This is a genomic window from Burkholderia seminalis DSM 23518 (assembly GCF_902832885.1).
GTDB classification, from domain to species: Bacteria; Pseudomonadota; Gammaproteobacteria; order Burkholderiales; family Burkholderiaceae; genus Burkholderia; species Burkholderia seminalis.
In genome coordinates this window covers 277,590-302,458 of the sequence record NZ_CADFDK010000007.1, presented here as the reverse complement: position 1 = coordinate 302,458, position 24,869 = coordinate 277,590, and the positions used below count along the sequence as shown (strand labels likewise).

General features: G+C 69.0%; 20 protein-coding genes and 1 pseudogene. 17 read left to right on the top strand and 4 right to left on the bottom strand.

Annotation, left to right across the window (positions count from 1 at the left end):
- Positions 1–149: 149 nt before the first annotated feature.
- Complete coding sequence (locus tag HWX00_RS22980) at positions 150–1,175, top strand: LacI family DNA-binding transcriptional regulator (protein WP_175027381.1); 1,026 nt, start codon at positions 150–152, stop codon at positions 1,173–1,175.
- Between the two features lie 27 nt (positions 1,176–1,202).
- Here the strand turns inward: HWX00_RS22980 and HWX00_RS22975 are convergent, their stop codons facing one another.
- Positions 1,203–1,844: a GntR family transcriptional regulator gene (locus HWX00_RS22975; RefSeq protein ID WP_175027382.1), complete on the bottom strand. Its 642-nt coding sequence runs from the start codon at positions 1,842–1,844 to the stop codon at positions 1,203–1,205.
- A gap of 133 nt (positions 1,845–1,977) precedes the next feature.
- Between HWX00_RS22975 and HWX00_RS22970 the strand changes: the two genes are divergently transcribed.
- The gene (locus tag HWX00_RS22970; RefSeq protein WP_175027383.1) at positions 1,978–2,454 is read left to right on the top strand and encodes an OsmC family protein; all 477 of its coding nucleotides are present in this window, start codon (positions 1,978–1,980) and stop codon (positions 2,452–2,454) included.
- An 18-nt stretch (positions 2,455–2,472) separates the two neighbouring features.
- On the opposite strand, the gene HWX00_RS22965 is transcribed toward HWX00_RS22970, so the two are convergent.
- Entirely contained in the window at positions 2,473–3,423 is a 951-nt protein-coding gene (locus tag HWX00_RS22965; protein ID WP_059559216.1) for a LysR family transcriptional regulator, read from the bottom strand.
- A 114-nt stretch (positions 3,424–3,537) separates the two neighbouring features.
- Between HWX00_RS22965 and HWX00_RS22960 the strand changes: the two genes are divergently transcribed.
- The 7 genes and pseudogenes from HWX00_RS22960 to HWX00_RS22930 all read left to right on the top strand — a co-directional run bounded on the left by HWX00_RS22960 (position 3,538) and on the right by HWX00_RS22930 (position 11,962).
- Positions 3,538–5,289: an IlvD/Edd family dehydratase gene (locus HWX00_RS22960; protein ID WP_034187592.1), complete on the top strand. Its 1,752-nt coding sequence runs from the start codon at positions 3,538–3,540 to the stop codon at positions 5,287–5,289.
- A gap of 113 nt (positions 5,290–5,402) precedes the next feature.
- A complete protein-coding gene (locus HWX00_RS22955) occupies positions 5,403–6,332 on the top strand; it encodes a dihydrodipicolinate synthase family protein (RefSeq protein WP_034187593.1) in 930 nt (309 codons plus the stop codon).
- A gap of 25 nt (positions 6,333–6,357) precedes the next feature.
- Positions 6,358–7,287: a Gfo/Idh/MocA family protein gene (locus HWX00_RS22950; protein ID WP_034187594.1), complete on the top strand. Its 930-nt coding sequence runs from the start codon at positions 6,358–6,360 to the stop codon at positions 7,285–7,287.
- Positions 7,288–7,370: 83 nt separating this feature from the next.
- On the top strand, positions 7,371–8,384 hold the full coding sequence (locus tag HWX00_RS22945) for an arabinose ABC transporter substrate-binding protein (protein ID WP_034187595.1): 1,014 nt from the start codon (positions 7,371–7,373) through the stop codon (positions 8,382–8,384).
- Between the two features lie 20 nt (positions 8,385–8,404).
- Positions 8,405–9,950: pseudogene (gene araG, locus HWX00_RS22940) on the top strand (L-arabinose ABC transporter ATP-binding protein AraG).
- Between the two features lie 30 nt (positions 9,951–9,980).
- Positions 9,981–11,000: an L-arabinose ABC transporter permease AraH gene (gene araH, locus HWX00_RS22935; protein ID WP_034187597.1), complete on the top strand. Its 1,020-nt coding sequence runs from the start codon at positions 9,981–9,983 to the stop codon at positions 10,998–11,000.
- Positions 11,001–11,059: 59 nt separating this feature from the next.
- Positions 11,060–11,962: an SMP-30/gluconolactonase/LRE family protein gene (locus HWX00_RS22930; RefSeq protein ID WP_069705654.1), complete on the top strand. Its 903-nt coding sequence runs from the start codon at positions 11,060–11,062 to the stop codon at positions 11,960–11,962.
- 82 nt (positions 11,963–12,044) lie between these two features.
- Here the strand turns inward: HWX00_RS22930 and HWX00_RS22925 are convergent, their stop codons facing one another.
- On the bottom strand, positions 12,045–12,935 hold the full coding sequence (locus tag HWX00_RS22925) for an amidohydrolase family protein (protein WP_049033264.1): 891 nt from the start codon (positions 12,933–12,935) through the stop codon (positions 12,045–12,047).
- 169 nt (positions 12,936–13,104) lie between these two features.
- Between HWX00_RS22925 and HWX00_RS22920 the strand changes: the two genes are divergently transcribed.
- The 8 genes from HWX00_RS22920 (at position 13,105) to HWX00_RS22885 (ending at position 24,271) form a co-directional block, all read left to right on the top strand.
- A complete protein-coding gene (locus tag HWX00_RS22920; RefSeq protein WP_021163522.1) occupies positions 13,105–13,932 on the top strand; it encodes a p-hydroxycinnamoyl CoA hydratase/lyase in 828 nt (275 codons plus the stop codon).
- A 43-nt stretch (positions 13,933–13,975) separates the two neighbouring features.
- Positions 13,976–15,427, top strand: coding sequence for an aldehyde dehydrogenase (locus HWX00_RS22915; protein ID WP_175027384.1), 1,452 nt, complete (start codon positions 13,976–13,978; stop codon positions 15,425–15,427).
- A 101-nt stretch (positions 15,428–15,528) separates the two neighbouring features.
- Positions 15,529–17,433 (top strand): feruloyl-CoA synthase, encoded by a 1,905-nt coding sequence (locus tag HWX00_RS22910; protein WP_059559209.1) that lies wholly within the window; start codon positions 15,529–15,531, stop codon positions 17,431–17,433.
- Positions 17,434–17,443: 10 nt separating this feature from the next.
- Positions 17,444–19,195, top strand: a complete 1,752-nt coding sequence (locus tag HWX00_RS22905; RefSeq protein WP_175027385.1) for an acyl-CoA dehydrogenase — start codon at positions 17,444–17,446, stop codon at positions 19,193–19,195.
- A 134-nt stretch (positions 19,196–19,329) separates the two neighbouring features.
- Positions 19,330–19,824 carry a MarR family winged helix-turn-helix transcriptional regulator gene (locus HWX00_RS22900; RefSeq protein ID WP_034187602.1) on the top strand — a complete coding sequence of 165 codons (495 nt, stop codon included), beginning with the start codon at positions 19,330–19,332 and terminating at the stop codon, positions 19,822–19,824.
- A gap of 273 nt (positions 19,825–20,097) precedes the next feature.
- On the top strand, positions 20,098–21,303 hold the full coding sequence (mhpT, locus tag HWX00_RS22895; RefSeq protein ID WP_069246021.1) for a 3-(3-hydroxy-phenyl)propionate transporter MhpT: 1,206 nt from the start codon (positions 20,098–20,100) through the stop codon (positions 21,301–21,303).
- Between the two features lie 66 nt (positions 21,304–21,369).
- Entirely contained in the window at positions 21,370–22,518 is a 1,149-nt protein-coding gene (locus HWX00_RS22890; protein WP_034187604.1) for a porin, read from the top strand.
- 28 nt (positions 22,519–22,546) lie between these two features.
- Positions 22,547–24,271 carry a tannase/feruloyl esterase family alpha/beta hydrolase gene (locus tag HWX00_RS22885; RefSeq protein ID WP_049033783.1) on the top strand — a complete coding sequence of 575 codons (1,725 nt, stop codon included), beginning with the start codon at positions 22,547–22,549 and terminating at the stop codon, positions 24,269–24,271.
- A gap of 75 nt (positions 24,272–24,346) precedes the next feature.
- On the opposite strand, the gene HWX00_RS22880 is transcribed toward HWX00_RS22885, so the two are convergent.
- A complete protein-coding gene (locus tag HWX00_RS22880; RefSeq protein ID WP_059559204.1) occupies positions 24,347–24,823 on the bottom strand; it encodes an Lrp/AsnC family transcriptional regulator in 477 nt (158 codons plus the stop codon).
- Positions 24,824–24,869 lie beyond the last annotated feature (46 nt).

Below are 24,869 nucleotides of genomic sequence, written 5' to 3'. Positions count from 1 at the left end.
TAAGCGCTTAATCATCGCGATCAAAAAAAGAGGCGATGCGATCGCGTCCGAGTCGCGCCCGTCGGGCGGCGGCAAGGTGTGCGGCGATAGTGCGCCGCTTCGGTGAGCGAAGCAAATATTGGATCGACGTCTCATATAGTGAGCAAACGATGGCAACCCTGGATGAAGTGGCGCGTCGCGCCGGCGTGACGGCCGCGACGGTGTCGAACGTGCTGCGCGGCCGCGGCCGGGTGGGCGAGGCGACGCGGGCGCGCGTGCTGGAAGCCGTCGAGGCGCTCGGGTACCGGCCGCATCTCGCCGCGCGGGCGCTGGCGGAAGGGCGCGCGCCGACGGTCGCGCTGATGGTGTCGAGCATCGCGAACCCGTTCTACCCGGAATTCGCGCTGGCGGTCGAACGGGCGGTGCGCCGCAACGGGCAGTTCCTGATCGTCTGCAATACGAATGAGGATCCGTTGCAGGGGCGCGCGTATCTCGACCAGATCGCCGGCACGATCTCGGAAGGGATTCTCGTGACCAACGCGAACCTGCACCTGCCGGATCTGCTCGACGTCGCGCGGCGCGGCGTGCCGGTCGTGCTGTGCCTGTGGGAGCGGCCCGAGGCGCCGCCCGACGGCCTGCCGTGCGTGGCGATCGATTTCCGCGAGGCGGGACGGATCGCGACACGGCATCTGCTCGAACTCGGCCACCGGCGGATTGGCGTGATCGTCGGCGGGTCGGCAAGCGGCGTGCAGGCGGCGCGCTACGACGGGTTCGTCGACGTGATGCGCGAGGCCGGGCTCGACGCGTCGGTCGTCGCGGCCGAGCCCGATTCGATCGAAGGCGGCGTGCGCGCGGCGGGGCGGCTGCTCGATGCGCATCCGAGCCTGACCGCGCTGGTGGCCACCAACGACCTGCCGGCGATCGGCGCGATGCATGCGGCGGCCGACCGTGGCAGGCGCGTGCCCGACGATCTGTCGATCGTCGGGATGACCGACATTCATCTGGCCAGCGACACGCGCCCGACGCTGACGACCGTCGCGATCCCGACTGCCGAGGCGGCCGGCCTCGCGGTCGAACTGCTCAATACATTGCGCGAGGCGGGCGGATGGAGCGGCGAGGCGCCGCGCATGCGTGTCGCGTCGTTGCCGAAACTGAGGGTGCGCGGCACGACCGGGCAGGCGCCGCGCGCGGCATAGCGCGCGGCGAACCGGCGCGCACCGGTCTCAAGCGCCTTCGACGAGCCGCATCACGATGCGTCTCGCCGACTCGAGATGCGCGACCGTCGTCGAGCGTGCCGCCCGCGCATCGCGTGCGCGGCACGCCTGCAGAATCGCTTCGTGCTCGACCTGGAACGACGGCGTATCGGCGAGCAGCGTCGTCTGCAGGCGCTCGTAACGTTCGACCTGGCTGCGCAGTTCGGCAATCGACTTCAGCTGCCGCGCATTGCCGCAACCCGCATACAGCAACGCGTGGAATTCGCGATTCAGTTCGCCCTGCCGGCGCGGCACGCTCGCGTCGCCGAGCAGGCGATGCACGAGTTCGGCGCGCGCGAGTGTCTCGTCGTCCAGACGTTTCACGCTCCGGTAGATCGCGTCGCCTTCGAGCAGCACGCGAAGGTCGTAGATGTCCTGCACGTCGGACACACTCAGCATCCGCACGACGGCGCCGCGATTCCTGAAGATATCCAGCAATCCTTCGCGTTCCAGCCGCTGGATCGCCTCGCGCATCGGAATCCGGCTGATGCCGAACCGTTCGGCGAGATCGCGCTCGACCAGCCGTTCGCCGGCCGAAAGCTCGCCGTTGATGATCATGTCGCGCAGCGACGCTGCGACCGCGTCCGCCGTGGAGTCGAGTTTGGCTTCCATGCCTGCGTGTTTCGTCAATTTGGAATAATGGTATACCAAATGGCCATCCAGTGCCACAATGGCGGCCAGGCAGGCGGATGCTGTAAAACGGCATCCGACACGATCGAGGCAACCGACATCAATGGAGAGCGAGATGGCAGCAGGCGAGCACAAATATCGCGTCGCGGTGGAGTGGACGGGCAATCGCGGCACCGGCACGTCGGGGTATCGCGAGTACGGGCGCGATCACGTGATCCGGGCGGGCTCGAAGCCGGATATTCCCGGTTCGTCGGATCCGGCGTTCCGCGGCGACGCGTCGCGCTGGAACCCCGAAGACCTGCTGCTCGCGTCGGCATCGGCGTGCCACAAGCTCTGGTATCTGCATCTGTGTTCCGAGGCCGGCATTCGCGTGCTGGCCTATGCCGACAACGCCGAAGGCACGATGCTCGACGGCGCCGGGGAAGGCCGTTTCACCGAAATCGTGCTGCGCCCGCACGTGACCATCCGGGCCGGCGACGATCGTGAACTGGCCGGGCATCTGCATCACGATGCGCATGCGAAGTGCTATATCGCTAACTCGGTCAATTTCCCGATCCGCTGCGAACCGGCGATCGAGTTCGCCGCGGCGTAGGGGACCCCCGCCGCATCGTCACGGCGCGACGCCGTACACGTCCCGCGCAGCCGCGCGAATCGCGTCGGCCATCACCGCGACGGCCGGCGAATGGAGCCGGTCGGTGCGCGTGATGATCCCGAAATCGTCCATCCGGCAATCCATTTCCAGCGGCAGCACCGTGACGATCCCGTGCCGCGCGTAGTAGTGCGCGACGTCCTCGGCCAGCACCGCGATCATGTCGCTCTGTTCGAGCAACTGCGTGATGAACAGCAGCGCCGCCGTCTCGACGAGGTTCGCGGGCGGCGCAAGGCTCGCGCGCTGGAACACGAGCTCGAAGCGGTGGCGCAGCACGCTGCCGGCCGGCGGCACGACCCACGCGGCGCGCTGCACGTCGGCGAGCGACAGCGGCGCGTGCGCGAGCAGCGGGTGGCCGGGCCGCACGACGGCGGCCACCGACTCGCCGGTCAGCGGCTCGTAGCGCAGGCGCAGCTTGTCGTGTTCGGCGGAGAGCCGGCCGAGCACGATGTCGATCTTTTCCTGCGCGAGATGTTCGAGCAGCACGTTGCTGGTGTCGATCTCGACCGACACGTGCAGGCCCGCATGCGTGCCCTTCACCGCGGCGACGGCCGGCGGCACGAGCCGCAGCCCGGGCGACGTGATCGCGCCGACCGCCACGTGGCCGAGATGGCCGGCCTTCAGCGCGGCCAGCTCCTCGTGCGCCTGGTCGAGGCTGCCGAGCGCCGCGCGCGCATGGCGGATCAGCGCGTCGCCGTAGAGCGTCGGCCGCATCCCGCGCGGCAGCCGCTCGAACAGCACCGCGCCGATCGATTCCTCGAGTTCGCGCAGCAGCTTCGACGCGGCCGGCTGCGTCATGTTCAGCGCGGCCGCCGCGCGATGAATGCTGCCTTCGTCGGCGAGCGCGACGACCAGCAGGAGCTGGCGCGTCTTCAGGCGGCCGCGGTTTCCCCACGGACTGGCTTCGGGCATCGTACGGGTTTATATCGATATTGGAATCGATATCGTAATCGCCAAAAACGTCATTAGCCAGTTATCAAAATTCTGCCTAGACTGCGCCGGTATCCCGTCACCACAGGACTGACGATGTCGGCAACAAAACCCAGGCTGCGCTCCGCGCAATGGTTCGGCACGAACGACAAGAACGGCTTCATGTACCGGAGCTGGATGAAGAACCAGGGCATTCCCGATCACGAGTTCGACGGCCGGCCGATCATCGGCATCTGCAACACGTGGTCCGAACTGACGCCGTGCAACGCGCACTTCCGCAAGCTCGCCGAGCACGTGAAGCGCGGGATCTCCGAGGCGGGCGGCTTCCCGGTCGAGTTCCCGGTGTTCTCGAACGGCGAATCGAACCTGCGGCCGTCGGCGATGCTCACGCGCAACCTCGCGTCGATGGACGTCGAGGAGGCGATCCGCGGCAACCCGATCGACGCGGTCGTGCTGCTCGCCGGCTGCGACAAGACGACGCCCGCGCTGCTGATGGGCGCGGCGAGCTGCGACGTGCCGGCGATCGTCGTGTCGGGTGGCCCGATGCTGAACGGCAAGCTGGAAGGCAAGAACATCGGGTCGGGCACGGCCGTATGGCAGCTGCACGAAGCGCTGAAGGCCGGCGAGATCGACCTCCATCACTTCCTGTCGGCCGAAGCCGGCATGTCGCGCTCGGCCGGCACCTGCAACACGATGGGCACCGCGTCGACGATGGCGTGCATGGCCGAGGCGCTCGGCGTCGCGCTGCCGCACAACGCGGCGATTCCGGCCGTCGATTCGCGTCGCTACGTGCTCGCGCACATGTCGGGCATCCGCATTGTCGAGATGGCGCTCGAAGGGCTCGTGCTGTCGAAGGTGCTGACGCGCGCGGCGTTCGAGAACGCGATTCGCGCGAACGCGGCGATCGGCGGCTCGACCAATGCGGTGATCCACCTGAAGGCGATCGCGGGCCGCATCGGCGTGCCGCTCGAACTGGAAGACTGGATGCGCATCGGCCGCGACACGCCGACGATCGTCGACCTGATGCCGTCGGGGCGCTTCCTGATGGAGGAGTTCTATTACGCGGGCGGCCTGCCGGCCGTGCTGCGCCGCCTCGGCGAAGGCGGGCTGCTGCCGCATCCGGACGCGCTGACGGTGAACGGCAAGTCGCTGTGGGACAACGTGCGCGAAGCGCCGAACTATGACGACGAAGTGATCCGCCCGCTCGACCGGCCGCTGATCGAGGACGGCGGCATCCGCATCCTGCGCGGCAACCTCGCGCCGCGCGGCGCGGTGCTGAAACCGTCGGCGGCGAGCCCCGAACTGCTCAAGCATCGCGGCCGCGCGGTGGTGTTCGAGAACCTCGACCACTACAAGGCGACGATCAACGACGAAGCGCTCGACATCGATGCGAGCTCGGTGATGGTGCTGAAGAACTGCGGGCCGCGCGGTTATCCGGGCATGGCCGAGGTCGGCAACATGGGACTGCCGCCGAAGCTGCTGCGCCAGGGTGTGAAGGACATGGTGCGGATTTCCGATGCGCGGATGAGCGGCACCGCATACGGTACGGTCGTGCTGCACGTCGCGCCGGAAGCGGCCGCCGGCGGACCGCTCGCGGCGGTGCGCAACGGCGACTGGATCGAGCTCGACTGCGAGGCCGGCACGCTGCATCTCGACATTCCGGACGACGAACTGCAGCGCCGCCTGTCGGATGTCGATCCGACCGCCGCGCCGGGCGTGGCCGGCCAGCTCGGCAAGGGCGGTTATGCGCGACTGTATATCGATCACGTGCTGCAGGCCGACGAGGGGTGCGACCTCGACTTCCTGGTCGGCACGCGCGGTGCGGACGTGCCGAGCCATTCGCATTGAGCGGCAGGCGGCGCGACGTGCGCCGCCGGTTGCGGACCTTCCCGGTCCGCGCTTCGTGAAACCGTGAACGCAAGACGGCCGGTCGCTACCAGGGCCGGCGCAGGACGCGAAACATGACATCGAGCAGCACGCCGCGTTACCGCGGCATCTTCCCCGTCGTCCCGACGACGTTTACCGATACCGGCGAGCTCGACCTCGCGAGCCAGAAGCGTGCGGTCGACTTCATGATCGATGCCGGCTCCGACGGGCTGTGCATCCTCGCGAACTTCTCCGAGCAGTTCGCGATCACCGACGACGAACGCGACGTGCTCACGCGCACGATCCTCGAACACGTCGCGGGCCGCGTGCCGGTGATCGTCACGACGTCGCACTACAGCACGCAGGTGTGCGCGGCACGCAGCCTGCGCGCGCGGCAGCTCGGCGCGGCGATGGTGATGACGATGCCGCCGTATCACGGCGCGACGTTCCGCGTGCCGGAAGCGCAGATCTTCGACTTCTATGCGCGCGTGTCCGACGCGATCTCGATCCCGATCATGATCCAGGACGCGCCCGCGAGCGGCACCGCGCTGTCCGCGCCGTTCCTCGCGCGGATGGCGCGCGAGATCGAGCAGGTCGCGTACTTCAAGATCGAGACGCCGGGCGCGGCGAACAAGCTGCGCGAGCTGATCCGGCTCGGCGGCGACGCGGTCGAAGGGCCGTGGGACGGCGAGGAGGCGATCACGCTGCTGGCCGATCTTCACGCGGGCGCGACCGGCGCGATGACGGGCGGCGGCTTTCCGGACGGCATCCGGCCGATCCTCGAAGCCTTCCGCGAAGGGCGGCACGACGACGCGTTCGCGCATTACCAGACATGGCTGCCGCTGATCAATCACGAGAACCGCCAGTCCGGGATCCTCACCGCGAAGGCGCTGATGCGCGAAGGCGGCGTGATCGCGTGCGAGCGGCCGCGGCATCCGATGCCGGAACTGCACCCGGACACGCGCGCGGAACTGCTCGCGATCGCGCGGCGGCTCGATCCGCTCGTGCTGCGCTGGGCGCACTGAGCGATTCGCGAAGGAGACACGCACGATGAGTGATCGGATTTCGCTGGGCGTCGTCGGGATCGGCAAGATCGCGCGCGACCAGCATCTGCCGGCGATTGCCGCCGAACCGGGCTTTGCGTTGACCGCATGCGCGAGCCGCCACGCGGAAGTCGCGGGCGTCCGCAACTATCAGGACCTGCGCGCGCTGCTGGCCGCCGAGCGCGAGCTCGACGCCGTGTCGCTGTGCGCGCCGCCCCAGGTGCGCTACGCACAGGCCCGCGCCGCGCTCGAAGCCGGCAAGCACGTGATGCTCGAGAAACCGCCGGGCGCGACGCTCGGCGAAGTGGCCGCGCTGGACGCGCTCGCGCGCGAACGCGGCCTCACGCTGTTCGCGACCTGGCATTCGCGCTGCGCGAGCGCGGTCGAGCCCGCGCGCGCATGGCTCGCGACGCGCACGATCCGCGCGGTGCAGGTGCGCTGGAAGGAGGACGTGCGGCGCTGGCATCCGGGGCAGCAGTGGATCTGGGAGCCGGGCGGCCTCGGCGTGTTCGATCCCGGCATCAACGCGCTGTCGATCGTCACGCGGATCCTGCCGCGCGAGCTCGTGCTGCGCGAGGCGACGCTGTTCGTGCCGAGCGACGTGCAGACGCCGATCGCGGCCGACCTCGACTGCGCGGATACCGACGGCGTGCCGGTACGCGCGGAATTCGACTGGCGGCACGGCCCCGTCGAGCAATGGGAGATCGCGGTCGACACGGCCGACGGCGTGCTCGCGATCAGCCGCGGCGGCGCGCAATTGTCGATCGCGGGCGAGCCGGTCGAGATCGGGCCGGAACGCGAGTATCCGGCGCTGTATGCGCACTTCCATGCATTGATCGCGCGCGGCGAAAGCGACGTCGACGTGCGGCCGCTGCGGCTCGTCGCCGACGCCTTCCTGTTCGGCCGGCGCGTGCAGACCGACGCGTTCGGCCGCTGAACCCGCGCGCGTCGGCACGACGCGCGTCCGACGAATCTTTACGGCACACATCACGGCACCCGCCGATACCAAGGAGACATCCCATGAACCGCACGACTCACACGATTCGCCGACATACCCTGCGCGCGCTCCTCGCCGCGCTCTGCATCGCGCCGCTCGGCATGCAGGGCGCCGCGCGCGCCGACGCGCCGCTGAAGATCGGTTTCCTCGTGAAGATGCCCGAGCAGGCGTGGTTCATCAACGAGCAGAACGCGGCGTCCGCGCTCGGCCAGAAGGAGAACTTCTCGGTCGTGAAGATCGGCACGCCGGACGGCGAGAAGGTGCTGGCCGCGATCGACAACCTCGGCTCGCAAGGCGCGCAGGGCTTCGTGATCTGCGCGCCGGACGTGCGTCTCGGGCCGGCGATCGCGTCCCGCGCGAAGCGCTACAACATGAAGTTCGTGACGGTCGACGACCAGCTCGTCGATTCGAGCGGCAAGCCGCTGCCGAACGTGCCGCACCTCGGGATGTCGGCGACCAAGATCGGCAACCAGGTCGGCCAGGCGATCGCCGACGAGATGAAGCGGCGCGGCTGGAAGCCCGAGGAAGTCGGCGCGCTGCGGATCACCAACTACGAGCTGCCGACCGCGAAGCTGCGCACCGACGGCGCGACGCAGGCGCTGCTCGCGAACGGCTTCCGCAAGGAGAACATCTTCGACGCGCCGCAGAAGACGACCGACGACGAAGGCGGCTTCAGCGCGGCGGCGCCGGTGCTCGCACGCCATCCGAACGTGAAGAAATGGGTCGTCTACGCGCTGAACGAGGAAACCGTGCTCGGCGCGGTGCGCGCGACCGAGCAGCTGCACATCCCGGCGGCCGACGTGATCGGCGTCGGCATCAACGGCGCGGGCGAGGCGTTCGCCGAATTCCAGAAGAAGGAGCCGACCGGTTTCTACGGGACGATCGCGGTCAGCTCGACCAACCACGGCAAGGACAGCACGCAGAACCTCGTCGACTGGATCCGCAACGGCAAGACGCCGCCGGCCGACACGCAGACGAGCGGCAAGCTGATGACGCGTGCGAACTGGCAGGCCGTGCGCGCCGAACTCGGTATCTGAGCGGGCGAGGCGAGAACGCGATGACGACGCAGACGATGACGGCCGTGCCCGGCCACGACGCCGAAGCGGGCACGCCGCCGGACGGCCCGCTGCTCGCGCTCGACGGCATCACCGTGACGTTCCCGGGCGTACGCGCGCTCGATGCGGTGTCGCTGTCGGTGCGCGCGGGCGAAGTGCACGGGCTGATGGGCGAGAACGGCGCGGGCAAGTCGACGCTGCTGAAGGTGCTGTCCGGCGTGAACCAGCCGCAGGCCGGCACGCTGACGCTGAACGGCACCGTCCAGCGCTTCGCGTCGACGCGCGCGGCGCTCGAGGCCGGCATCGCGATCATCTACCAGGAGCTGCATCTGGTGCCCGAGCTGACGGTCGCGGAGAACCTGATGCTCGGCCAATTGCCGAGCCGGCTCGGCGTGGTCGACGAGCGCACGCTCGCCGCGCGCGCTCGATGCGCTGGAGCGGCTCGGCGAGCGCATCGACCCGGGCATTCCGGTGAAGTATCTGTCGATCGGTCAGCGGCAGATGATCGAGATCGGCAAGGCGCTGATGCGCGATGCGCGCGTGATCGCGTTCGACGAGCCGACGAGTTCGCTGTCCGCGCGCGAAACCACGCAACTGTTCCGGATCATCCGCGCGCTGCGCGCGGAAGGGCGCGCGATCATCTACGTCACGCACCGGATGGAAGAGGTATACGAGCTGTGCGACCGCGTGACCGTGTTTCGCGACGGCCGCCGCATCGACACGTTCGATTCCGTCGCCGATCTCGACCGCGACCGGCTGATCGGCTGCATGGTCGGCCGCGCGATCGAGGACGTCTACGGCTATCGCCCGCGCACGGCCGGCGACGTGCTGATCGAGGCGAAAGGGCTGGCGGGGCCTGGCCTGGCGGAACCCGTGTCGTTTACCGCGCGGCGCGGCGAGATCGTCGGCTTCTTCGGGCTCGTCGGCGCGGGCCGCTCGGAGCTGATGAAGCTGCTGTACGGCGCGGTGCGCCCGAGCGCGGGGCACGTCGAGCTGAACGGGAAACGCGTCGCATTCGGGAGCCCGCGCGACGCGGTGCGCGCCGGCATCGCGCTGTGCCCGGAAGACCGCAAGCAGGAAGGCATCGTCGCGATCGCGTCGGTGGCCGACAACCTGAACATCAGCGCGCGCCGCCATTTCAGCCCGGCACGCGTGCTGCTCGACGGGCGGCGCGAGCGCGAGCTTGCACAAAGCTACATCGAGCGGCTCGCGATCAAGACCCGCGACGGCGACACGCCGATCGGCGCGCTGTCGGGCGGCAACCAGCAGAAGGTCGTGCTCGCGCGCTGGCTGGCCGAGCGCATCGACGTGTTCCTGATGGACGAGCCGACGCGCGGCATCGACGTCGGCGCGCGCGCGGAAATCTACAACCTGTTCTACGAACTCGCGGAAGCGGGCCGCACGGTGATCCTCGTGTCGAGCGATCTGGCCGAGGTGATCGGCGTGTCGGACCGCATCGTCGTGATGAAGGAAGGACGGATCGCGGGCGAGGTCGCGAAGGCGCATGCGACGCCCGACACGCTGATCAAGCTCGCGCTGCCGCGCTAGCGGCGAGCAGTCAACCGGAAAGCAACCGATATGAGCCAGGCAATGCAACCCCAACGCACTTCCCCGTCCCCCGATGCCGCCGCCGTGCCCGCACGCGCGCGCGGCGGCGTGTGGCAACTGATCAACCGCTCCGGCATCGTGATGGTGTTTCTCGTGCTGTTCGCGGTGCTGTCGTTGACCGTGCCGGACTTTCTCACGCCGCGCAACATCCAGGGCCTCCTGCTGTCGGTCACGCTGATCGGTTCGATCGCGGTGACGATGATGTTCGTGCTCGCGCTCGGCGAGGTCGACCTGTCGGTCGCGTCGATCGTCGCGTTTTCCGGCGTCGTCGCGTCGACGCTGATCACCGCGACGCACAGCGTCGTGCTCGGTATCGCGGCCGGCGTGCTCGCGGGCGGCGCGGTCGGGCTCGTGAACGGCGTGCTGATCGCGCGCTACAGGATCAATTCGCTGATCGTCACGCTCGCGATGATGGAAGTCGTGCGCGGGCTCGCGTTCATCACGTCGAACGGCGACGCGGTGATGATCTCCGAGGAGCGCTTCTTCGATCTCGGCGGCGGGTCGTTCCTCGGCATCTCGTATCCGATCTGGAGCAACATCGTCGGTTTCGTCGTGTTCGGCTTCCTGCTGCGCAAGACGGTGTTCGGCAAGAACGTGCTGGCCGTCGGCGGCAACGGCGAGGCCGCGCTGCTCGCGGGGCTGCCGGTGATGCGCATCAAGATCACGGTGTTCGTGCTGCAGGGGCTCGTGACCGGCTTCGCCGGCGTGATGCTCGCGTCGCGCATGAGCCTCGGCGACCCGAAGACGTCGGTCGGCCTCGAACTCGGCGTGATTTCCGCGTGCGTGCTCGGCGGCGTGTCGCTGACGGGCGGCGTCGCGACGATCTCCGGCGTGCTGGTCGGCGTGCTGATCATGGGCGCGGTGCAGGATGCGATGAGCCTGCTGAACGTGCCGACCTTTTACCAATATCTGATACGCGGCGGAATTCTGTTGCTCGCGGTGCTGTTCGACCAGTATCGTCGCAACCAGCGGCGCGCGATGAAGATCTGACCGGCAGCGCGGCCGCCCGCGAACGCGACGGTCATTCGCGACAGATATCGGGAGACGGCATGCAACAGACTCATCCGGCCGCGCACGCGACGCTGCTGGCAGACACCCGCAACACGCTCGGCGAAGGCGCGACGTGGTGCGACAAGGCCCGCGCGCTGTACTGGGTGGACATCGAGGGCGCGCAACTGTGGCGCTGCCGCGCGGACGGCACCGACCTCACGCCGTGGGCGATGCCCGAGCGGCTCGCGTGCTTCGCGCTGACCGACGATCCGGACGTGCTGCTCGTCGGGCTCGCCACGCATCTCGCGTTCTTCGACCTGCGCAGCGGCGCGTTCACGCGGATCGTCGACGTCGAGCCCGATCTGCCGACGCGCCTGAACGACGGGCGCTGCGATCCGTCCGGCGCGTTCGTGTTCGGGATGAAGGACGAAGGCGCCGAGCCGCCGCGCGCGGTCGGCGGGTTCTACCGGCTCAATGCGGACCTCACGCTCGAACGGCTCGCGTTGCCGCCGGCCGCGATCGCGAACAGCATCGCGTTTTCGCCGGACGGCTCGACGATGTACTTCTGCGATTCGCTGGTGCGCGAGATTTTCGCGTGCGATTACCGTGCGGGCGGCGACGTTGCGAACGTGCGGCCGTTCGCGCGGCTGACCGATGCGGACGGCGACCCGGACGGCTCGACGACCGATCGCGACGGCGGGCTGTGGAACGCGCAGTGGGGCGGCCGGCGGGTGGTGCGCTACGGGCCGGACGGGATCGAGACCGATCGCGTCGACGTGCCGACCGCGCAGCCGAGCTGCGTCGCCATCGACGGTGAAGGCCGGTTGTACGTGACGAGCGCACGCGTCGGGCTCGGCGACGATGCGCTGGCGAACGATGCCGCCGCCGGCGGCGTGTTCGTCGCCCGGACCGGCTACGCGGGGCTGCCGACCGCGCGGTTCTTGGGCAAGCCCGCGAACTGAGCGCGCCGGTGCGGCGGGTGCGGGCGGCGGCGCGGTCGGTCGGGCCGCCACGCGCTGCCGGCCGCCGTCACGGCCGGACGGGTCACGACTGCCGCGCGGCCTGCAGCCCCAGCAACGCGACCGCGTTGTCTTTCAAAATCAGCGAATGCACGTCGGGCCGGAAGCCGGCGCCCTGAAAATCCTCGAGCCAGCGGTCCGGCCGGATCAGCGGAAAGTCGGACGCGAACAGCACCTTGTGCCTGAGCAGCGTGTTCGCGTATTTCACCAGCTCGGGCGAGAAGTACTTCGGCGACCATCCCGACAGGTCGATGTAGACGTTCGGCTTGTGCAGCGCGATCGACAGCGCCTGCTCCTGCCATGGCCATGAAGGGTGCGCGATCACGATCTTCATGTCCGGGAAGTCGACCGCGACGTCGTCGAGGTGAATCGGTTCGGAATACTTCAGACGCAGCCCGCCGCCGCCGTGCATCCCCGATCCCATCCCCGAATGCCCGCTGTGGAATACGGCCGGCAATCCGTATTCCGCGATCACCTCGTAGATCGGGTAGGCGAGCCTGTCGTTCGGGAAGCATCCCTGCATCGTCGGGTGGAACTTGAAGCCCTTCACGCCGTGCTCGTCGATCAGGCGGCGCGCCTCGCGCGCGCCGAAGCGGCCCTTGTGCGGGTCGATGCTCGCGAACGCGATCATCACGTCGGCGTTGTCCCGCGCGAATTGCGCGATTTCCTCGTTCGGAATGCGCCGCCGGCCGATGTTCGTCTCGCAGTCGACGGTGAACATCACGAAGCCGATCCGGCGCTCGCGGTAATACGCGATCGTCTCCGGAATGGTCGGCCGACGGCCCTGCTTCAGCACGGTGCCGAAGTACTTGTCGGCCGCGTCGTCGAATGCCTTCGCGAACAGGTCCGGCGGCTGGCAGCACGACACCTCGGCATGCACGTGCGTGTCGATGGCGATCAGGTTGTCGATGTCCAAGCGTGTCTCCTCATGTCGTGATTCGTCGGCCGGCACGGCGCGAAATCGGCTGTCCGGGCCCGTTTAGGGGTTTGTCCGGAGCCGCTTCCATTCTACTTTACATATCAGGTTACCTGATAGTAAATTGGTCGCGAGTCGCACAGGGCGGCATCGTCATTGGAGAACGAAAATGGGTTACGAAGGGCGCTGGAAAACGGTGAAGGTCGAGGTCGAGGGCGGGATCGCATGGGTGACGCTGAACCGTCCGGACAAGCGCAACGCGATGAGCCCGACGCTGAACGCGGAGATGATCGACGTGCTGGAGGCGATCGAACTCGATGCCGAGGCGCAGGTGCTCGTGCTGACCGGCGAGGGCGACGCCTGGACGGCCGGGATGGACCTGAAGGAATATTTCCGCGAAGTCGACGCGGGCCCGGAAATCCTGCAGGAAAAGATTCGCCGCGACGCGAGCCGCTGGCAGTGGCAATTGCTGCGCATGTATGCGAAGCCGACGATCGCGATGGTCAACGGCTGGTGCTTCGGCGGCGGCTTCTCGCCGCTCGTCGCGTGCGACCTCGCGATCGCGGCCGACGAAGCGGTGTTCGGCCTGTCGGAAATCAACTGGGGCATCCCGCCGGGCAACCTCGTCAGCAAGGCGATGGCCGACACCGTGGGCCATCGCCAGGCGCTCTACTACATCATGACCGGCGACACCTTCACCGGCCCGCAGGCCGCGCAGATGGGGCTCGTCAACAAAAGCGTGCCGCGCGCGCAGCTGCGCGACGAGGTGCGCGCGCTGGCCGCGAAGCTGCTCGACAAGAATCCGGTCGTGATCCGTAACGCGAAGCACGGCTTCAAGCGTTGCCGCGAGCTGACCTGGGAGCAGAACGAAGACTACCTGTACGCGAAGCTCGACCAGGCGAACTACCGCGATCCGGAAGGCGGGCGCGAGCAGGGCCTCAAGCAGTTCCTCGACGACAAGAGCATCAAGCCGGGCCTGCAGGCGTACAAGCGCTGACGCGCGCCGCCGCACGCAACCGGATCCGAGTGGAGACACGGAAATGCACGAAGTGAGTTTGTTGATCGACGGCGTGTCGCGCGGCGCGTCGGACGGCGGGACCTTCGACCGGATCGATCCGGCGACGGGACAGGTGGCGTCGCGCGCCGCCGCGGCGACGCTTGCCGACGCGGACGCCGCGGTCGCGGCAGCGGCGCGCGCATTCCCCGCATGGGCCGCGCTCGCGCCGACCGAGCGCCGTCGGCGGCTGCTCGCGGCGGCCGACCGGATGGACGCGCGCGCGGGCGAATTCATCGAAACCGGCCGCGCGGAAACCGGTGCGATGGCGAACTGGTACGGCTTCAACGTGATGCTCGCGGCGAACATGCTGCGCGAGGCGGCCGCGATGACCACGCAGATCGACGGCGCGGTGATCCCGTCGGACGTGCCCGGCAGCCTCGCGATGGCCGTGCGCCAGCCGTGCGGTGTCGTGCTCGGGATCGCGCCGTGGAATGCGCCGGTGATTCTCGCGACCCGTGCGCTCGCGATGCCGCTCGCCTGCGGCAACACGGTGGTGCTGAAGGCGTCGGAGGGGTGTCCGGGCGTGCACCGACTGATCGGCAGCGTGCTGCACGACGCAGGGCTCGGCGACGGCGTGGTCAACGTGATCACGCATGCGCCGCGGGACGCGCCGGCGATCGTCGAGCGGCTGATCGCGAACCCGGCGGTGCGCCGCGTGAACTTCACCGGTTCGACACGCGTCGGCCGCATCGTCGCGACGCTCGCCGCGCAGCACCTGAAGCCGGCGCTGCTTGAACTCGGCGGCAAGGCGCCGGTGCTCGTGCTCGACGACGCCGATCTCGACGCGGCGGTCGAGGCGGTCGCCTTCGGCGCGTTCTTCAACCAGGGGCAGATCTGCATGTCGACCGAGCGCGTGATCGTCGATCGCAAGGTTGCCGATGCGTTCGTCGAACGGCTCGTCGCGAAGGCACGCACGCTGAAGGCCGGCAACCCGGCCGCGCCGGGCGTCGTGCTGGGCACGCTCGAAAGCGCGGCCGCCGCGCGGCGGATCGCGGCGATGGTGGACGACGCGCGCGCGCACGGCGCCGCGCTGCCGCTCGGCTGTGAAGTCGACGGCGCGGTGATGCAGCCGACGATCGTCGACGGTGTCACGCGCGACATGCAGCTGTATGCGGACGAATCGTTCGGGCCGGTGGTGATCGTGCAGCGCGTCGACGGCGACGCCGCCGCGCTCGCGGCCGCGAACGACAGCGAGTACGGGCTGTCGGCGGCGGTGTTCAGCCGCGATATCGCGCGCGCGATGCAGGTCGCGAAGCAGATCGAATCGGGCATCTGCCACATCAACGGGCCGACGGTGCACGACGAGGCGCAGATGCCGTTCGGCGGCGTGAAGGCAAGCGGCTACGGCCGGTTCGGCAGCAAGGCGTCGATCGCCGAGTTTACCGACCTGCGCTGGATCACGGTCCAGACCACGCCGCGTCACTACCCGATCTGAGCAGTTCCGGGCGCCGCGGCGCCCCCGTTAAGACAACGACACAATGAAGTCTCCGCCCGGCGCGCGTACGCGCGCGGGGCGGAACCGACCGGAGACAGAACTTGGATGCGGATCCGACCCAACTGCGCGACGCGGCTGCCGCACAGCGCGTTCCCGCCGGCTATCGCCCCGTGGCGATCGGCACGGCACCGCCGGAGATCGTGCAACGCGACGGCTGCTGGACCTTGCGCGCGACGACCCCGCTCGGCGCGTACCCGCACCGGCTGACCGACCGGCTCGCGAGCGGCGCGCGCGCGCATCCGGACCGCTGGCTGGTCGCGCGGCGCGGGCCCGACGGTACGTGGATCGGCATCACGTATGCGCAGATGCTCGAGCGCGCCCGCGCGATCGGCCAGGCGCTGCTCGATCGCGGGCTGTCGGCCGAGCGGCCCGTCGCGATCCTGTCGGGCAACGACCTCGAACATCTGCAACTCGCGTTCGGCGCGATGTGGGCCGGCATTCCGCATGCGCCGCTGTCGCCCGCGTATTCGCTCGTGTCGAGCGATTACGGCAAGCTGCGCCACGCGCTCGCCGTGCTCACGCCGGGGCTGGTCTTCGCGTCGGACGGCGCGGCGTTTCGTGCCGCGCTCGACGCAGCGGTGCCGCCTGATGTCGAGCGCGTGGTCGTGTCGGCACCCGACGGGATGGACGGCGTCACGCGTTTCTCGTCGCTGCTCGACACGACACCGGGCAGCGTCGATGCCGCGCACGGTGCGATCACCGGCGACACGATCGCGAAATTCCTGTTCACGTCGGGGTCGACACGGCTGCCCAAGGCGGTGCCGACCACGCACCGGATGCTGTGCAGCAACCAGCAGATGCTGCTCGAGACGTTTCCGCAGTTCGGTCTGGAGCCGCCGGTACTGGTCGACTGGCTGCCGTGGAATCACACGTTCGGCGGCAGCCATAACGTCGGCATCGCGCTGTACAACGGCGGCACGCTGTACATCGACGACGGCAAGCCGGTCGCCGGCAAGTTCGGCGAGACGCTGCGCAACCTGCGCGACATCGCGCCCACCGTGTATTTCAACGTGCCGAAGGGCTGGGAAGAGCTGACCGCGGCGCTCGAGACGGATGCCGCGCTGCGCGAAACCTTCTTTTCGCGCGTGAAGATGTATTTCTTCGCGGGCGCCGGACTGTCGCAGGCCGCGTGGGACCGGCTCGAGCGCGTGACGCTCGCGCACTGCGGCGAGCGCATCCGGATCATGGCGGGCCTCGGGATGACCGAGGCCGCGCCATCGTGCATGTTCACCACCGGGCCGATGTCGGGAGCCGGCTACATCGGCCTGCCCGCGCCCGGCTGCGACGCGAAGCTGGTGCCGGTCGACGGCAAGCTCGAGGCGCGCTTTCGCGGGCCGAACGTGATGGCCGGTTATTGGCGCGCGAGCGGCGACGACGCGCGCGAGGTATTCGACGAGGAGGGCTACTACCGCAGCGGCGATGCCGTGCGTTTCGTCGATCCCGCGCGACCGGAGATCGGCCTGATGTTCGACGGGCGCATCGCGGAGGATTTCAAACTGTCGTCCGGCACCTTCGTGAGCGTCGGGCCCATGCGCGCGCGGATCGTATCGAACGGCGCGCCGTACGTGCAGGACGCGGTCGTCACGGGGATGAACCGCGACGACGTCGGCGTGATGATCTTCCCGCGCATCGACGATTGCCGTCGCCTGGCCGGCGCGGCACCGGATGCCGATGTGCGCACCGTCCTGCAGGCGCCCGCGGTGCGAGCGTTCTTCGCGGACCTGCTCGAGCGCCTGAACCGCGACGCGACCGGCAGCGCGACGTTCGTCACGCGGCTGTGCGTGCTCGATACGCCGCCTTCGCTCGATCTCGGCGAAGTCACCGACAAGGGCTCGATCAACCAGCGTGCGGTGCTCATGCACCGTGCGGCGGTGGTCGACGGGATGTACGAGCCGGGCGCGGCCGACGCGGGCGTGATCGTCGCCGGCACGGCGTACCGGGCATGAGGTGCGCGCGATGAGCAACGCGTATTGCGCGCCGTTGCGCGACATGCTGTTCGTGATCGGCGAATGGCTCGATGCGCCGGCGCTGTGGCGCCGCGTGCCCGACTGGGCGGAGCTCGACCTGTCGACCGCCGGGCAGGTGCTCGACGAAGCCGCCCGCTTCGTGGTCGAACGCATCGCGCCGCTCGATTCGACCGGCGATCTCGAGGGCTGCCGGTTCGACGGTACCGGAGTGACGATGCCGGCGGGCTTTCGCGATGCGTACCGCGACTACGTCGACGCCGGCTGGCCGACGCTGGCGCTCGACGCCGATTGCGGCGGCCAGGGGCTGCCGCATCTGCTCGACGTCGCGCTGCAGGAGATGCTCGCGGGGGCGAACCATGCGTGGCTGATGTCGCCGGGGCTCACGCACGGCGCGGTGGCGTGCCTGCGCGCGCACGGCGGCGAGCGCCTGAAGCGCGACGTGCTGCCGAGGATCGCGAGCGGCGAGTGGCTGACGACGATGTGCATCACCGAGCCGCAGGCGGGCAGCGATCTCGGCCTGCTGCGCACGCAGGCAGTGCCGGACCCGGCCGCCGACGGCTACCGGATCAGCGGCAGCAAGCTGTTCATCACCGGCGGCGAGCACGATCTGACCGACAACATCGTGCACCTCGTGCTCGCGCGGCTGCCCGATGCGCCGGCGGGAACGAAGGGGCTGTCGCTGTTTGTCGTGCCGAAGTGGCTCGACGCGCCGGGCGGCCGCGTGCGCAACGGCGTCTGGTGCGACGGCGTCGAGAAGAAGATGGGGCTGAAGGCCAGCCCGACCTGCACGATGCGTTTCGACGCGGCCGCGGGCTGGCTCGTCGGCGAGCCGCATCGCGGGCTCGCATCGATGTTCGTGATGATGAACGCGGCGCGCCTGCAGGTCGCCATGCAGGGTGTCGGGCATGCGCAGAGCGCATGGCAGGCCGCGTCGGCCTATGCGCGCGAGCGCGTGCAGGGCAGGGCGGCGCCGATCGCGCAACACGCCGCGATCCGCCGCATCCTGCTCGATGCGCAGGCGATCGTCGAAGGCGAGCGCGCGATCGGCTACTGGATCGCGCACTGGCTCGACGTCGCCGCGCACGATCCGCAGCCGCCGGCGCGGCTCGCGGCGTCGCGGCTGGCATCGTTGCTCACGCCGGTTGCCAAGGCGTTCTTCACCGCGAACGGCTTCGCGGCCGCGTCGAACGCGCTGCAGGTATTCGGCGGCTACGGTTACGTTCACGAATACGGGATCGAACAGACGGTGCGCGATTGCCGCGTGTCGATGCTGTACGAAGGGACCAACGAGATCCAGGCGATCGATCTGCTGGTGCGCAAGGTGCTGGGGGATCGCGGCGAGGCGCTGCACGCGCTGCTCGAGTTGATTCGCACGGAAGCCGCGCAGGGCGTCCAGGCGGCAGCGGACGAGCGGGCGAGGGGCGCCGCGGCGCGCGTCGCCACGCTGTGCGCGGAGCTCGAGCGCGTGACGGCCGGCGTGATCCGCGCGAGCGAGCACGATCCGGATCTGCCCTACCGGGTCGCGGACGACTATCTCGCGCTGGTCGGCTGGCTGCTGCTCGCGTTCGCGTGGGCGCGCACGCTGCGCATCGTCGGCGATTCGCCGGGAGACGATTCGTTCCGTGCCGGCAAGCGCGCGGTCGGCACCTACTTCTTCGACTATCCGCTCGCGGCGTTCGCACACCGGCTCGCGCTGGTGGACGCGGGCTGCCGCGCGGCGTTGCCGGTTGCCGCGGCATAAGGTTTGTCCGAGCCGGGCGTGGATGGCCCGGGGCGGCTCGCCGGCCGGCACGAGCCGCCGTGCGGGCCGATATACGGGCCGATAGACGGACCGCGTGAGGTAAGATGGCCCGCGATCCTCCTTCCGACACGTTCATGAGTTCGACACCCGTCAAACCGGCCGGCACGAAACGCACGGCCCGCGCCAGCGAAGCCAGGCCGCGCATGCGTTCGCAGCAGCGGCTTACCTACCTGATCGGCAATCTCGACCGGCTGCTGCGCCGCCAGATGAGCGATGCGCTCGCGCCGCTCGGTGTGACGCTCGCGCAGTACACGGCGCTGTCGGTGCTCGAGGCGCGCGGCGCGCTGTCCAATGCGCAACTCGCGGTGCGCTCGTTCATCACGCCGCAATCCGCGAACGAAGTGATGGTTGCGATGGCCGCCCGCGGCTTCGTGACGCGCGAGGCCGATCCCAGCCATGGCCGCGTGATCCTGCTGCGTCTGACCGACGAGGGCTCGGCAATCCTGCGCGACTGCGAGCGGGTGCTGCGGCCGCTCGAGCGCCGGATGCTCGGGGACGACGTGAACGCCGACGACGTCGAGCAGGTTCACCGCACGCTCGAGCTGTTCGTGCGCAACCTGCGCGACTGAGCACGCCGCCGCGTCTTTCGTTCCGGTTTCTCCGGCCGCGCCGGGCCACGCCGCGGCGTGGCCCGGGTTGCGAACGGGTTGCGGGTTAACACCGCGCTCGCGACACTTGAAATATCAGGTTACCTGTTATTAAATCATCCCGTCCCTCGACGGGATTTTCTTTCGGGTTATTAATCAGGCTACCTGATAAAGTAACGAGACCCGATCACGATAAAGCAAGGACACCGCGCATGCGTTCCGCGTATGCCGCGCGAGTCACGGTTAGGAGACGACATGGATACTTCCGTTGCCGCAAGGCCGGCCGTCGCGACGACGCTCGGCCTGTGTTTCGCGATCGCATTGCTCGAGGGGCTCGACCTGCAGTCGGTCGGCGTCGCGGCACCGCGCATGGCCCACGAATTCGGGCTCTCGGTTTCACAGATGGGACTCGCGTTCAGCGCGGGCACGTTTGGCCTGCTGCCGGGCGCGATGCTCGGCGGCTGGCTGGCCGACCGGATCGGCCGCAAGCACGTGCTGATCGCGTCGGTCTGCCTGTTCGGGCTGCTGTCGATCGCGACCGCGCAGGTGTCGAGCTTCGCGATGCTGGTCGCCGTTCGCGCGCTGACCGGCCTCGGCCTCGGCGGCGCGATGCCGAACCTCATTGCATTGTCGTCGGAAGCGGTCGACGCACGCTCGCGCAGCAGCGCGGTGGCCGTGATGTATTGCGGGATTCCGTTCGGCGGCGTGATCGCGTCGCTGATCGGCGTGCTGCTCGCAGGCGACACCGAATGGCGGCACATTTTCTATGTCGGAGGCGTCGGCCCGCTGCTGCTCGCGCCGCTGCTGCTCGCCCTGCTGCCCGAATCGCGTGCGTTCCTCGACGTCAGCGCATCGGGCGCGGCGCGCCCCAGCGTCGGACAGACGCTGTTCGGCGGCTCGCGCACCGGCACGACGCTGGCGTTGTGGCTCAGCTACTTCTGCACGCTGATCGTGCTGTATTTCCTGCTGAACTGGTTGCCGTCGCTGATGGCCGCGAAGGGGCTCGCGCGCAGCCAGGCCGGGATCGTGCAGATCTTCTTCAACATCGGCAGCGGCCTCGGCGTGCTCGGCATCGGCATGTCGATGGACCGCTTGCGTCCGTCGCGCGTGGTCGGCGGCATGTACGCGGGGATCGTGCTGTCGCTTGCCGCGCTGGCGATCGCGCCCGGACTCCTGTGGCTGTCCGCCGCCGCGTTCGCGGCCGGGATGTTCGTCGTCGGCGGCCAGTCGGTGCTGTATGCGCTGGCCGCGATCTATTACCCCACCGCGATGCGTGGCACCGGCGTCGGCTCCGCCGTTGCCGTTGGCCGCCTCGGCTCGGTGGTCGGGCCGCTCGCCGCCGCCGAGCTGCTCGCAATGGGCCGCAGCGCGCCCGTCGTGATCGGCGCGAGCATCCCTGTCACGCTCGTCGCGGCCGTCGCCGCGCTGCTGCTGATCCGCCGCCCGCAGGCGGACGACTGAGGTTTCGCTTTTTTCGATACGCGCCGTCAGAGCGCGCCATTCAACATGGTCTGGAGACGCAACGATATGAAGACGAAGACAAGGAACGGCCTGCTGGCCGCCGGCGCATGCTGCGCGCTCGCCGCAACCGGCGCACACGCGCAGTCGAGCGTGACGCTGTACGGGATCATCGACACGGGCGTGGAGTTCGTGTCGCACGCGAACGCGGCCGGCGATCACGTGGTGCGCATGCCGGGCGTGACGGGCGAGCTGCCGTCGCGCTGGGGGCTGCGCGGCACGGAGGATCTCGGCGGCGGTTATCAGGCGGTGTTCACGCTCGAAAGCGGCTTCAACGTGCGCGGCGGCGATCTCGGCCAGGGCGGCCGGCTGTTCGGCCGGCAGGCGTTCGTCGGGCTGAAGGGCGGCTTCGGCACGCTCGCGTTCGGCCGCCAGTACACGATGACCTACCTCGCGCTGCAGGGCGCGGACATCATCGGCCCCGACATCTACGGGCTCGGCTCGTTCGACGCCTACGTGCCGAACGGCCGCGCCGACAACGCGGTGACCTACCTCGGCACCTATCGAGGCGTGACGCTCGGCGCCGCGTATTCGTTCGGCCGCGACGGCGCGGGCACCGGCAACTCGCCGGGGCAGGGGACGTGCGCCGGGCAGGTGCCGGGCGATGCCACCCAGTGCCGCAACTGGTCGGTGATGCTCAAGTACGACAGCGCGTATTTCGGCGCGGCAGCGTCGTACGAGGAACAGCGCGGCGGCACCGGCGCGGCCGCCAACTTCTTCGACGGCATCGCCCCCGTCGCCTTCACCAGCAGCGGCGGCAAGGATGCCCGCACGCACGTGAGCGCGTACGCGCAGGCCGCCGGCGCGCGGATCGGCGCGGGCTGGATCGGGCGGCGCGTGTCGACCGGTTCGCCGGCCGCGCCCGGCGCGCATTCGGACCTGTTCTTCGTCGGCGCGTCGTATGCGGTGAAGCCCGATTTCGTCGTCGACGGCGAAGGCTACCGGATCGTCAACACCGCGCACGACACGCGCGCGACGATGGCGACGCTGCGCGCGACCTATCTGCTGACCAAGCGCACGGCCGTCTATGCGCAATCGTCGTATCTGTGGAACAGCGCGCACGCACGCTACGCGGTCAGCGGCGGCGGGCCCGGCACGACGCCGGGCGAAGGGATGGGGCAGCTCGGCGCGATGGTCGGCGTGCGGCACATGTTCTGATCCGGCAGCCAGACAAACGGGAGATATCTTGAACAGGAAATCTGCATTCCTCTGCATCGCGCCGCTCTCCGCGGCGGCCATGCTCGCCGGTTGCGGTGGCGACGACTCGGTCAGTTCCACGCCGACCCACCTGAGCGCCGCGACGCCGGCCGCGATGGCGCAGACCTGCGACGCGCTTGCCGCGAAGCTCGCGTATGCGAACACGTCGTTCACGTCGGTGACGACCGCGGCCGCCGGCGCGCTGACGGTGGCCGGCAAGCCGATCGCCGAGCACTGCGTGATCGAAGGGAAGATGAACGAGCGCGTGAGCGCGGTGGACGGCAAGACCTATGCGATCGGCTTCGAGATGCGCTTGCCGAAAGCGTGGAACGGCCGCTTCTTCTACCAGGCGAACGGCGGGCTCGACGGCAACGTCGTGACAGCGACCGGCGAGATCGGCGGCGGCGGGCCCCTGACCGACGCGCTGAACCAGGGTTTCGCGGTGATCAGCTCGGATTCCGGGCACAGCGCCGCGCAGAACCCGCTGTTCGGCCTCGATCCGCAGGCGCGGATCGACTACGGCTACGGCGCGGTCGATGCGCTCACGCCGATGGCGAAGCAGGTGATCCGGCTCGCGTACGGCAAGGCGCCCGATCGCAGCTATTTCGGCGGCTGCTCGAACGGCGGCCGTCACGCGATGGTCACCGCCGTGCGCAACCCGGCCGACTACGACGGCATCATCGCGGGCGATCCGGGTTTCCATCTGCCGAAGGCGGCGATCGGCGAGATGTACGGCGCGCAGCAGTTCGCGAAGATCGCGTCGGCGACCGGCGCGAACGGGCTGCCGGATATCCGCAGCGGCTTCAACGATGCGGAGCGGCAGTTCGTTGGCGCGAAGATCCTCGAGAAATGCGATGCGCTCGACGGCGCGGCCGACGGGATGGTGCAGGACGTCGCCGCGTGCCAGGCGCATTTCAGCGTCGAGGCCGATATCCCGACCTGCGCGAACGGCACCCGCACGGGCGCCTGCCTCACGCCCGCGCAGAAGACCGCGCTGGAGAACGTGTTCACGGGGGCGCGCAACAGCGCGGGCACGGCGCTCTACGCGAGCTTTCCGTACGATCCGGGCGTGGCCGGCGGCGGCTGGGCCGCGTGGAAGCAGTCGAATTCGGTCTCGCTCGATCCGGCCGCGATGGCGTTCACGTTCATGACGCCGCCGAAAACCGCCGCGGCGCTCGCGAACCTGCCTGGTTTCGCGCTCGGCTTCGACATGGACAACGATGCACCGGCGATCTTCGCGACGAACGGCGTGTACACGCAATCTTCATGGTCGTTCATGACGCCGCCCGACGAGACGAACCTGTCCGCGCTGAAGGCGCGCCGCGCGAAGCTGCTCGTCTATCACGGCACGGGCGACCCGGTGTTCTCGTTCAACGATACGCGCGACTGGTATGCGAAGGTCGCGCAGGCGAACGGCGGCGATGCGTCGGATTTCGCGCGGTTCTATCCGGTGCCGGGGATGAACCACTGTTCGGGCGGGCCGGCGGCCGACCAGTTCGACATGCTGACGCCGCTCGTCGCGTGGGTCGAGCAGGGCCAGGCGCCTGCCGCGATCGTGGCCGCCGCGCGCGACACGACCAACGCGGTGCCGAATGCGGACGTGCCTGCCTCGTGGGGCGCGGGACGCACGCGGCCGTTGTGCCCGTATCCGCAGGTCGCGCGCTACAACGGCTCGGGCGACGTGAATTCGGCGGCGAGCTTCAGTTGTCGTTGACGTAGCCGTCGACGGGAAGCGGCCGGCGCGGGCAGTCTCGCGCCGGCCGTTTCATTTTTGCCGGCAGGCGCGTACTTACTCGCCGAGATCGAGCGGCACGTCGAGCCCGACCTTCACGCGGCTCATGCTCACCAGCGTCTTGAACCGCTTCACGTTGTTGTTCGCGAAGAACAGCTCGCGCGTGAGCGCGTTGTACTGATCCATGTTGCGCACCGCGAGGATCAGCACGAAATCCCATTCCCCCGTCACGTAGTAGCACTGCTGGATCTGCGGGCAGCGCTCGAACGCGCGCTTCATCGCATCGAGCTGATCGATCTGCTCGCTCTCGACCTCGACGTTCACGACGATCGTCAGCGGATGGTCGACCTTGTCCGGCGCGATCACGGCCGTATAGCGCTCGATCACGCCGTCTTCCGCGAGGCGCTTCAGCCGCCGGTTCACGGCGGCGGTCGACAGGTTGACGCGCGCGCCGAGCTCGGCCTGCGGCGTGTGCGCGTCGCGCTGCAGCTCCGCCAGCAGCTTGCGGTCGAACGCATCGAGTGGGGTCGTCATGATCGCGCGTGAGCCCTCGAAAGAATGAGAAATTTTTGCGTTGAAG

Excerpts from the sequence above, each read along its gene's own strand:
- HWX00_RS22955 (WP_034187593.1), top strand. The coding sequence starts at position 5,403 with ATGACATCGAGCAGCACGCCGCGTTACCGCGGCATCTTCCCCGTCGTC.
- HWX00_RS22920 (WP_021163522.1), top strand. The coding sequence starts at position 13,105 with ATGGGTTACGAAGGGCGCTGGAAAACGGTGAAGGTCGAGGTCGAGGGC.
- HWX00_RS22975 (WP_175027382.1), bottom strand. The coding sequence starts at position 1,844 with ATGGAAGCCAAACTCGACTCCACGGCGGACGCGGTCGCAGCGTCGCTG.
- HWX00_RS22965 (WP_059559216.1), bottom strand. The coding sequence starts at position 3,423 with ATGCCCGAAGCCAGTCCGTGGGGAAACCGCGGCCGCCTGAAGACGCGC.
- HWX00_RS22900 (WP_034187602.1), top strand. The coding sequence starts at position 19,330 with ATGAGTTCGACACCCGTCAAACCGGCCGGCACGAAACGCACGGCCCGC.
- HWX00_RS22945 (WP_034187595.1), top strand. The coding sequence starts at position 7,371 with ATGAACCGCACGACTCACACGATTCGCCGACATACCCTGCGCGCGCTC.
- HWX00_RS22915 (WP_175027384.1), top strand. The coding sequence starts at position 13,976 with ATGCACGAAGTGAGTTTGTTGATCGACGGCGTGTCGCGCGGCGCGTCG.
- HWX00_RS22930 (WP_069705654.1), top strand. The coding sequence starts at position 11,060 with ATGCAACAGACTCATCCGGCCGCGCACGCGACGCTGCTGGCAGACACC.
- HWX00_RS22905 (WP_175027385.1), top strand. The coding sequence starts at position 17,444 with ATGAGCAACGCGTATTGCGCGCCGTTGCGCGACATGCTGTTCGTGATC.
- mhpT (WP_069246021.1), top strand. The coding sequence starts at position 20,098 with ATGGATACTTCCGTTGCCGCAAGGCCGGCCGTCGCGACGACGCTCGGC.
- araH (WP_034187597.1), top strand. The coding sequence starts at position 9,981 with ATGAGCCAGGCAATGCAACCCCAACGCACTTCCCCGTCCCCCGATGCC.
- HWX00_RS22890 (WP_034187604.1), top strand. The coding sequence starts at position 21,370 with ATGAAGACGAAGACAAGGAACGGCCTGCTGGCCGCCGGCGCATGCTGC.
- HWX00_RS22880 (WP_059559204.1), bottom strand. The coding sequence starts at position 24,823 with ATGACGACCCCACTCGATGCGTTCGACCGCAAGCTGCTGGCGGAGCTG.
- HWX00_RS22970 (WP_175027383.1), top strand. The coding sequence starts at position 1,978 with ATGGCAGCAGGCGAGCACAAATATCGCGTCGCGGTGGAGTGGACGGGC.
- HWX00_RS22950 (WP_034187594.1), top strand. The coding sequence starts at position 6,358 with ATGAGTGATCGGATTTCGCTGGGCGTCGTCGGGATCGGCAAGATCGCG.
- HWX00_RS22980 (WP_175027381.1), top strand. The coding sequence starts at position 150 with ATGGCAACCCTGGATGAAGTGGCGCGTCGCGCCGGCGTGACGGCCGCG.
- HWX00_RS22960 (WP_034187592.1), top strand. The coding sequence starts at position 3,538 with ATGTCGGCAACAAAACCCAGGCTGCGCTCCGCGCAATGGTTCGGCACG.